General features: G+C 73.5%; 7 protein-coding genes. All 7 read left to right on the plus strand.

Annotated features, from left to right (window positions below):
• The first annotated feature begins 5 nt into the window (after window positions 1-5).
• The 7 genes from ACZ4YL_RS26830 to pelF all read left to right on the plus strand — a co-directional run bounded on the left by ACZ4YL_RS26830 (window position 6) and on the right by pelF (window position 9052).
• Window positions 6-1394: a DUF3152 domain-containing protein gene (locus ACZ4YL_RS26830; protein WP_468119968.1), complete on the plus strand. Its 1389-nt coding sequence runs from the start codon at window positions 6-8 to the stop codon at window positions 1392-1394.
• An 81-nt stretch (window positions 1395-1475) separates the two neighbouring features.
• Window positions 1476-1571 (plus strand): Ms4533A family Cys-rich leader peptide, encoded by a 96-nt coding sequence (locus ACZ4YL_RS26835; protein WP_314243733.1) that lies wholly within the window; start codon window positions 1476-1478, stop codon window positions 1569-1571.
• A gap of 172 nt (window positions 1572-1743) precedes the next feature.
• Window positions 1744-3492 carry an ABC transporter substrate-binding protein gene (locus ACZ4YL_RS26840; protein ID WP_468119970.1) on the plus strand — a complete coding sequence of 583 codons (1749 nt, stop codon included), beginning with the start codon at window positions 1744-1746 and terminating at the stop codon, window positions 3490-3492.
• A complete protein-coding gene (locus ACZ4YL_RS26845) occupies window positions 3489-4487 on the plus strand; it encodes an ABC transporter permease (protein ID WP_468119972.1) in 999 nt (332 codons plus the stop codon). Before ACZ4YL_RS26840 ends, ACZ4YL_RS26845 begins: the two co-directional genes overlap by 4 nt.
• Complete coding sequence (locus ACZ4YL_RS26850) at window positions 4484-5476, plus strand: ABC transporter permease (RefSeq protein WP_468119974.1); 993 nt, start codon at window positions 4484-4486, stop codon at window positions 5474-5476. Before ACZ4YL_RS26845 ends, ACZ4YL_RS26850 begins: the two co-directional genes overlap by 4 nt.
• Window positions 5473-7164, plus strand: a complete 1692-nt coding sequence (locus ACZ4YL_RS26855) for a dipeptide ABC transporter ATP-binding protein (protein ID WP_468119976.1) — start codon at window positions 5473-5475, stop codon at window positions 7162-7164. The genes ACZ4YL_RS26850 and ACZ4YL_RS26855 overlap by 4 nt, the downstream gene beginning before the upstream one ends.
• Before the next feature lie 268 nt (window positions 7165-7432).
• A complete protein-coding gene (pelF, locus tag ACZ4YL_RS26860; RefSeq protein ID WP_468119978.1) occupies window positions 7433-9052 on the plus strand; it encodes a GT4 family glycosyltransferase PelF in 1620 nt (539 codons plus the stop codon).
• Window positions 9053-9306 lie beyond the last annotated feature (254 nt).

Consider the following 9306-nt stretch of genomic DNA (forward strand, 5'->3'; position numbering starts at 1 on the left):
GGACCGTGGGACGACATAGTCGCAAGGGCCCTGCCCCAGCTCCGGCTCCGGCCGCCGCTCCGGCACCCGTCCGGCCGCAGCCGGAGCCCCTGCCGTACGAGCAACCGCCCGCCGAGTCCTGGCCCGAACCGACCGTCACCCACCAGGGGTACGTGTCCCAGGACCGGTCCTTCGCCGACGCGCGGACCGGGGGCCACCCCCAGCAGTACGAGTCCGGCGGCGCCTGGGGGGCCCGGCCCGACTCCGTGTACGGGGACTGGCACGGGGTGCGGCGGCCGTACGACGACGCCGCCACCGCGCCGGCACCCGCCGCCCTCCGGGACTCCGACACTCCGGCCTTCGGCACGCCCGCGGTGGGCTTCCCGCAGGTCACCCTGGTGCCGCCGGCCGCATTCGACCTCGGCCCCGACGCCGGTCCCGCCCCCGGCCCCGTCACCTCCACCGGTTCGCACCGCCTGGTGCCCGGGCCGCGCAAGCCGGCCGACCCGGTCGGTCCCACCGGTCCCGTGGATCCGGTCGATCCGGTGGATCCCGCCCCCGAGCCGCCCGGATCCGGCCGCGGCCTGAAGGCCCGTACGTACACCGGCATGGCCGCCGTGGCCGTCACCACCGTCCTCGCCGTCGTCGTCGCCGGCCAGGTGACCTCCGACGGGGACGGCGCCAAGACGGGCGCGGCCGCCGCCTCCGACGGCAGCCGGACCGACGCGGCCGCCTCCCGCTCGGACGGCCGCGCGACGCCCCCGGCGGCGGCCGCGCCCGCGGCGCCGTCCGCCGCCGCGCCCGTGCCGGAGCTGACCTACGAGCAGAAGATGGCCCAGCAGCTGCCGATCGACGCGAAGCTCGCCGGGCCGGGGACCTTCGACACCGTGCCCGGTGTGGCCAAGGCTCCCGGCAAGGGCAAGCTCGTGCGCTACCGGGTCGACGTCGAGCAGGGCCTCGGCCTGGACCCGCAGCTCTTCGCCGAGGCCGTCCACCGCACCCTCAACGACGACCGCAGCTGGGCCCACAACGGCGAGAAGACCTTCGAGCGGGTGCCGGGCGGCGAGGCGGACTTCGTGATCACCCTGGCCAGTCCCGGGACCACCGGGGTCTGGTGCGCCAAGTCCGATCTGGACACCACCGTCGACAACGTCTCCTGCGACTCCGCGCGCACCGAGCGGGTGATGATCAACGCGTTCCGCTGGGCGCAGGGCTCCGCTACCTACGGACCGGACCAGATGTTCATCTACCGGCAGATGCTCATCAACCACGAGGTCGGACACCGGCTCGGTCGCGACCACGTGAACTGCCGCACACCCGGCGCGCTCGCGCCGATCATGCAGCAGCAGACCAAGTCCCTCAACATCAACGGCATCGAGTGCAAGCCCAACCCCTGGGTGTTCCCCGGAGGTTGACCGGCGGGCCGGATCCCCCCCCGGCAGCCGGGCGGGGATCCGCGTTGACAATCCGTCCGATCATCGGCAATCGTTCTCCGCATGTCGCACCACCACACCATGACCGCGAGCGCCGCCATAGAGCTGGCGCTGCTTGGTGTGACCGCGCACAGCGTGGCCGACATCTTCTGTCGCTGACGCCGACCCGCAAGCGCCGCGACCCTTTTCGAGTTCCTTCGCCGCGCCCGGGTGCACGTACGCCCGCAGGCGCGGCTTCCTCATGTTCCGGTACCCCATCGGTACCGCTGTCGACCGCTGCCCCTCGCGTGGCCCTTCCGCCCTTCCTTCACGCCGAGAGGTCTTCCCACCCATGTCTTCCGCCGGACCCGACCGTCATCTCATAGCGCGCCGTGTGGCCGCCGTCACCGTCAGCCTCGTCCTGGCCGGGGGCGCCGTGGCCTGCGGCCCCAAGGACGGTGCGGACAAGGCCGGTTCGGGCGACAAGCCGGGCGCCGCGGGCGCGCCGCAGAAGGGCGGCACCCTGACCGTCCTCAACTCCGAGCCGCAGAGCGACTTCGACCCGGCCCGGCTCTACACCTCGGGCGGCGGAAACGTTCCCTCGCTGGTCTTCCGCACGCTGACCACCCGCAACCGCGAGGACGGCGCGGCCGGCGCCAAGGTCGTGCCCGACCTGGCCACCGACACCGGAAAGCCCAACGCCGACGCCACCGAGTGGACGTACACGCTCAAGGACGGGCTGAAGTACGAGGACGGCACCCCGATCACCACCGCCGACATCAAGTACGGCATCGAGCGGTCCTTCGCCGCCGAGCTGTCGGGCGGCGCCCCGTACCTGCGGGACTGGCTGGTCGGCGGGGAGACGTACCAGGGCCCGTACAAGGACGGCGGCAAGGGCCTCGACTCGATCGTCGTGCCCGACCCGAAGACGATCGTCTTCAAACTCCGCAAGCCCGAGGGCGAGTTCCCCTTCGTCGCCACGCAGACGCAGTTCGCGCCCGTCCCCAAGGCCAAGGACACCGGGGTCAAGTACGAGGAGCACCCCGTCTCCTCCGGCCCGTACAAGGTCGTCAAGAACGACAACGACGGCGAGCACCTCACCCTGGAGCGCAACGAGCACTGGGACGAGAAGACCGACGAGGAGCGCAAGGCCTACCCGGACAAGATCGACGTCCGGTCCGGTCTCGACGCCGCCGTCATCAACCAGCGCCTGACCACCAGCTCCGGCCCCGACGCCGCCGCCGTCACCACCGACACCAACCTCGGCCCGGCGGAGCTCGCCCAGATCGGTGACAACAAGGAACTGGCCGCACGCGTCGGCACCGGCCACTTCGGCTACATCAACTACCTGGCCTTCAACCCGAAGGTGGCCCCCTTCGACAACCCGAAGGTGCGCCAGGCCGTCTCCCACGCGATCAACCGCACCAGCGTGATCAACGCCGCCGGCGGATCCGCGCTGGCCGAACCGGCCACCACCTTCCTGCCCGAGCGCGAGGCCTTCGGCTTCACCCCGTACGACCACTTCCCGGCGGGGAAGACCGGCGACCCGGCCAAGGCCAAGCAGCTGCTGGCGGAGGCGGGCTTCCCCGACGGCATCACCGTCACCCTGACCCACTCCACCGCGCAGAACCGCCAGACCAGCCCCGAGGTCGCCACCGCCGTGCAGCAGGCCCTCGCCGCCGCCGGGATCACCGTCAAGCTGGAAGGCCTGGAGAACAACGCATTCAACGAGAAGCGCTGGGACGCCAAGAACACCCCCGGCTTCTTCCTCTCCCGCTGGGGCGCCGACTGGCCGTCCGGCGCCCCCTTCCTCGCGCCGATCTTCGACGGCCGGCAGATCGTGACCAACGGCTCCAACTACAACCACGCCCAGCTGAACGACCCGGCCGTGAACGCCGAGATCGACGAGATCGCCAAGCTGACCGACCTCGCGGCGGCCGGCAAGCGCTGGGGCGCACTCGACAAGAAGATCGGTGAGCAGGCCCTGGACGTGCCGCTCTTCCACCCGGTCTACAAGCGGCTCGTCGGCAAGGACATCAAGAACGTCGTGATCAGCGACTGGACCGGCGTCCTCGACATCTCGCAGGTCTCCGTCAAGTGAGCGTCGCCCTCAAGCAGCCGGCGCCGCAGCAGCCGCTGCCCGCGCCCGGGGCCCTCGCCCCGGGCGCGGGCACCGCGCGCCAGGTCTGGCGGCGCCTGCGCCGCCGGCCCGCAGCCCTCGCGGCCGCCGGAGTCATCGCCCTGCTCGTCCTCCTCGCCCTCGCCGCACCGCTGGTCGCCCAGCTCACCGGCCAGGACCCGAACGCGTACCACGACGACCTCGTGGACTCCGCGCGCGGCGGAGTACCGCTCGGCTCCTTCGGCGGGATCTCCGCCGACCACTGGCTCGGCGTCGAACCGGGCACCGGCCGCGACCTGCTCACCCGGCTGCTGTACGGGGCGCGGATCTCACTGCTCGTCGCCCTCGGCGCCGTCGTCGTGCAAACGCTCGTCGGGGTCGGCATCGGACTCGCCGCCGCACTCGGCGGCCGGTTCGCGGGCCAGCTCATCGGCCGGTTCACCGACGTGATGATCGCGCTGCCGATGCTGGTGATCGGCATCGCCCTCACCGCCGTCGTCCCGCCCGACTTCCCCCGGCCGCTGCTGCTGATCCTCATCATCGGACTGCTCGACTGGGGCGGCACCGCCCGGATGGTGCGCGCCCAGGCCCTCGCCCTGCGCGGACTCGACTTCGTCGACGCCGCCCGCCTCTCGGGCAGGGGCACGCTCGGCATCGCCCGCCGCGAACTGCTGCCCTCGCTGGCCGCGCCCGTCATCACCTTCGCCGCGATCAAGGTGCCCACCGCCATCGTGGCCGAGGCCTCGCTGTCCTTCCTCGGCGTCGGCGTGAAGCCGCCCACGCCCTCCTGGGGACAGATGCTCTCCAGCGCGCAGACCTGGTTCCGCGCCGACCCCGCCTACGTCCTGCTCCCCGCCGGGCTGCTCTTCGTCACCGTGCTCGCCTCCACCGTGCTGGGCGACGCCGTCCGCACGGCCCTCGACCCGCGCGAAGGCTCCCGCCTGCGGGTCGGCACCAGAAAGGAGCGCACGGCGTGACCCTCTTCGTGCTCAAACGGACCGGCGGCGCACTGCTCGTGCTGCTCACCCTGTCCGTCGTCGTCTACGCCCTCTTCTACCTCGCCCCCGGCGACCCGGCCCGCCTCGCCTGCGGAGAACGCTGCAACCCGGCGCAGATCGCCCAGGTCCGCGAACAGCTCGGGCTGAACGAATCCGCCCTCACCCAGTACCTGCACTTCCTCCAGGGGCTGCTGGCCGGCCGGAACTACTCCGGCGGCGCCGGGCTGGTCCTGCACTGCGACGCACCCTGCCTGGGATTCTCGTACCAGAACGACCAGCAGGTCACCGGGCTGATCCTGGACCGGCTGCCCGCCACCCTGTCGCTGGCGCTGGGCGCGCTGGTGATCTGGCTGGTGGTCGGCGTCGGCACCGGACTGCTGTCCGCGCTGCGCCGCGGCGGGATCACCGAGCGGGCCCTGACCGTCCTGACCCTCGCCGGGACCGGCACCCCCGTCTTCATCCTGGGGCTGTTGCTGCTCATGACCGTCTGCGCCTACCTCCAGTGGCTGCCGTTCCCGACCTACGTGCCGCTGACCGAGGACCCCGAGCAGTGGGCCTGGAACCTGCTCCTGCCATGGGTGACCCTCGGCTTCTTCGAGAGCGCCAAATACGCCCGCCTCACGCGCAGTTCGACCCTGGAGACACTCGCCGAGGACCACATCCGGACCTTCCGCGCCTACGGGGTGGGGGAGCGGGCCGTGGTCACGCGGCACGCGGTGCGCGGCGCCGTGGCCCCCGTGATCGCGCTCAGCGCCGTGGACTTCGGCACGATGATCGGCGGCGCGGTGCTGACGGAGTCGCTGTTCGGCATCCCCGGCCTCGGCAAGACCCTCATCGACGGCGTACGGGTCATGGACCTGCCCGTCGTCGTCGGCGTCGTCCTCGCGATCGGCACGGCCGTGGTCCTCGCGGGCGCGATCGCCGACCTGCTGTACGCCGCCGCGGACCGAAGGGTGACCCTCGCATGACGCACTCACTGGTGGAGGTCACCGACCTCGTCGTCGACTTCCCGGTCGGCGGGGCGGGGGAGTACGTACGGGCCGTGGACGGGATCTCCTTCACCCTGGAGGCCGGCCACGCCCTCGGCGTCGTGGGTGAGTCCGGCAGCGGCAAGTCCACCGTGGCCGCGGCCCTGCTGGGACTGCACCGCGGTACGGGCGCCCGGCTGGGCGGCACCGTCCGGGTCGGCGGCACGGACGTGGCCACGGCATCGGCGGCCGGACTGCGCCGGCTGCGCGGCGGTACCGCCGCCATGGTCTTCCAGGACCCGCTGAGCTCCCTGGACCCGTACTACGCCATCGGCGACCAGATCGCCGAGGTCCACCGGATCCACGCGGACGTCTCCCGGCGGGCCGCCCGGGCCCGCGCCGTCGAGGTGCTCGACCGGGTCGGCATCCCGGACGCGGTACGCCGCTCCCGCGCGCGTCCCCACGAGTTCAGCGGCGGCATGCGGCAACGGGCCCTCATCGCCATGGCGTTGGCGTGCGAGCCGCAGCTGCTGATCGCCGACGAGCCGACCACCGCGCTGGACGTCACCGTGCAGGCCCAGATCCTCGACCTGCTGCACGGGCTGCGCGAGGAGCGCGGGCTCGGCCTGCTGCTGGTCACCCACGACGTGGGGGTGGCGGCGGAGAGCGTGGACGAGGTGCTGGTCATGCGGGGCGGCTCCGCCGTCGAGCGGGGTCCGGTGGCTTCCGTGCTGGCCGCACCGGCGGAGCCGTACACCAAGGCCCTGCTGGCGGCGGTACCGAGGCTGGACGCGCCGCGCCCCGTGCGGGGGGCCGCGGGCGACCAGGCGCGGCGCCGCTCCCGGGGCTCCGCCCCGCACCCCGCGCCTCGAACGCCGGCGGCGCGCGAATCGGCGGACGTGCCCGTCGTCGAGGCCGTTTCCCTGCGGCGGGAGTTCGGGCGGGGACGGCGCAAGGTCGCCGCCGTCGCCGGGGTGTCCCTCGCCGTGCACGCCGGGGAGACCCTGGGGATCGTCGGCGAGAGCGGCTCCGGCAAGAGCACGCTCGGGCGGATGCTCGTGGGACTGCTGGAGCCCGGATCCGGGCAGGTGCGCCGGGACGGTGCCGAAGTCACCGGCATCGCGAGCGGTGTGCAGATGGTCTTCCAGGACCCGGTGTCCTCCCTCAACCCGCGCCGATCCGTCGGCGAGTCCATCGCCGATCCGCTGCGTGCGGCCGGGGAGCGGGACGGGGCGGCCGTCCGGGCCCGGGTGGAGGAGCTGCTGCTGCGCGTCGGGCTGGAGGCCGAGCACTACCACCGCTACCCGCACGAGTTCAGCGGCGGCCAGCGCCAGCGGGTGGGCATCGCGCGGGCGCTCGCTCCCCGGCCCCGGCTGATCGTCTGCGACGAGCCGGTCTCCGCCCTCGACGTGACCACCCAGGCCCAGGTCACCGCCCTGCTGGCGGAACTCCAGCGGGAGCTGGGCATCGCGCTGGTCTTCATCGCGCACGACCTGGCGGTGGTCCGGCAGGTCAGCGACCGGGTGGCCGTCATGCGGGCCGGGGAGATCGTCGAGGAGGGTCCGGTGGACGAGGTCTACGACCGCCCGGCCCACCCCTACACCCGGCAGCTGCTGGCCGCCGTACCGGCCCTGGATCCCGCGCTGGCGGCCGGTCGCCGCAGGACGCGGCAGGAGGTCTTCGCGTAGCCGGGTGCCGGCCTGCAGAGGTCCGGGGACCGGTCCGGAGATCGGGCCGGGCATCGGGCCGGGGAGCTGTCCGGTCCGGGCTGTTCCGAGGCTGTACTTCTAGCGTGCTCGAACGCGAACCGTACGGGAAAGTTACGACTCTTCACCCCTTCCGGTGGCGCGACGGACAACCGTCCGTCGCGCCTTCGGCAGATCCGCTTGAGTTCTCCCGCGGCGGGTCGCCTGACCGAACGGCGACCGCCTGAACGGGAGATCGGGGGTGCCACTCGTGCGGATCGGACTGCTCACGGAAGGTGGTTATCCGTATGCGACGGGAGAGGCGAGGCTGTGGTGCGACCGGCTCGTGCGCGGGCTCCCGCAGCACGAGTTCGAGATCTACGCACTGAGCCGCAGCGCCGAGCAGGAACGCGCCCGGGTGCCACTGCCCGAGCACGTCACCCGGGTCCGGACGGCCCCCCTGTGGGCCCCCGCCGACGACGGGCGGACCTACTCCCGGCGGGAGCGCCGGCGGTTCGTGGACTGCTTCAAGCAGCTGGTCCACGGGATCTGCGCCGGTGCGGCGGAACCCTTCGCGGCCGGACTGTACGGGCTCGCCGGACTCGCCCGCGAACAGGGCGGGATGTACGCGGCCCTGCGTTCCGAGTCCGCGGTGCGGGCCCTGGAGTCCGCCTGCCGGGCGCCGGGCGCCGCCCGTGCCGTACAGGCCGCGCAGGTAGCCGACCTGCTGGAGTTCGTGGACGAACTTGAGGTCATGCTGCGGCCGTTGTCCCTCGACTGGTACGGGGAGAACGCCCAGGCCGGGGGCAGTCTCGGCGAGGCCGACATCTGCCACGCGGCCGCGGGCGGCGTGGCCGCGCTCCCCGGACTCCTGGCCAAACGCTTCTTCGGGGTCCCGCTGCTGGTCACCGAGTACGGGGTCCAGCTCAGGGCCCACTACCTGTCCCAGCTCGACACCCGCGGCGAACCGGAGACCCGTCCCGCCGTACGGGCCCTGCTCGCGGCCTTCCAACTGCGGCTGGCCACCGAGATCTACGCCCGGGCCGACTTCCTGACCCCCGGGAACGCGCACGCCCGGCGCTGGCAGGAGCGGTGCGGGGCCACCCGGGAACGGCTGCGGACCGTCTATCCCGGGATGGAGGCGGACCGATTCGCCACCGTCGGCGAGACCCCGGACGGCGGAGACCCCGACACCCTGGTGTGGGTCGGCCGCATAGAGCCCGCCAAGGACCTCATCGCCCTGCTGCACGCCTTCGCCGAGGTCCGCCGGGCCGCGCCCGGCACCCGGCTGCGGATCTTCGCCACGGCCATGGCCCCCGGCTACCTCGCCGACTGCCGCTCCCTGGCCGCCCAGCTCTTTCCCGACGAGGCCGCCGACTCGGTCACGGTCGGGGAGAACCCGGTCACCTTCGAGGAGATCGGCGGACCCGACGCCCCCACCACGGCCGAGGCGTACGGCGCCGGGCGCGTCGTCGTCCTGTCCTCCGTGATCGAGGGTTTCCCGGTCACGCTCGCCGAGGCGATGCTCTGTGGGCGCGCCACCGTCTCCACCGACGTGGGTGCGGTCTGCGAGGTCATCGGGGGCACCGGGCTCGTCGTCCCGCCGCGCAATCCCCGGGCGCTCGCCGAGGCATGCCTGTCCCTGCTGCAGGATCCCGAGCGGGCGCAGCGGCTCGGCGCCGCCGCCCGGGCGCGGGCCCTGGAACTCTTCACCGTCGAGCAGAACGTGGCCGCCTTCCAGGAGATCTACCTGCGGCTGCTGGCCAAGGGCTCCGCGCGGCCGGACGGCGAGATCCCCTTCGCGCGGCCCGCGGAGGCGCGCGTGCCGGGCCACTGGACCAGCCCGACCTGGGCCCCCGCCCCGGAGTCGTCCTCGGAGGCCGCCGTATGACCCCCGTAGACCCCCGAGTCACGGCCCCGCCGAATTCAGCCTCGCCGGCGGCACTCTCAGCCCCGCCGGCGTTTGAGGCGCGGGGTCCGGGGCGGAGCCCCGGCAGCGGCGCCGCAGATGTGATGCCGCCCTCCGGTGCACGGTCCGGCGCGGCGCCGTTGGGGGGGGGGGGGGGGGGGGGGGGGGGGGGGGGGGGGGGGGGGGGGGGGGGGGGGGGGGGGGGGGGGGGGGGGGGGGGGGGGGGGGGGGGGGGG

The organism is Streptomyces sp. NPDC030021, from assembly GCF_055574035.1.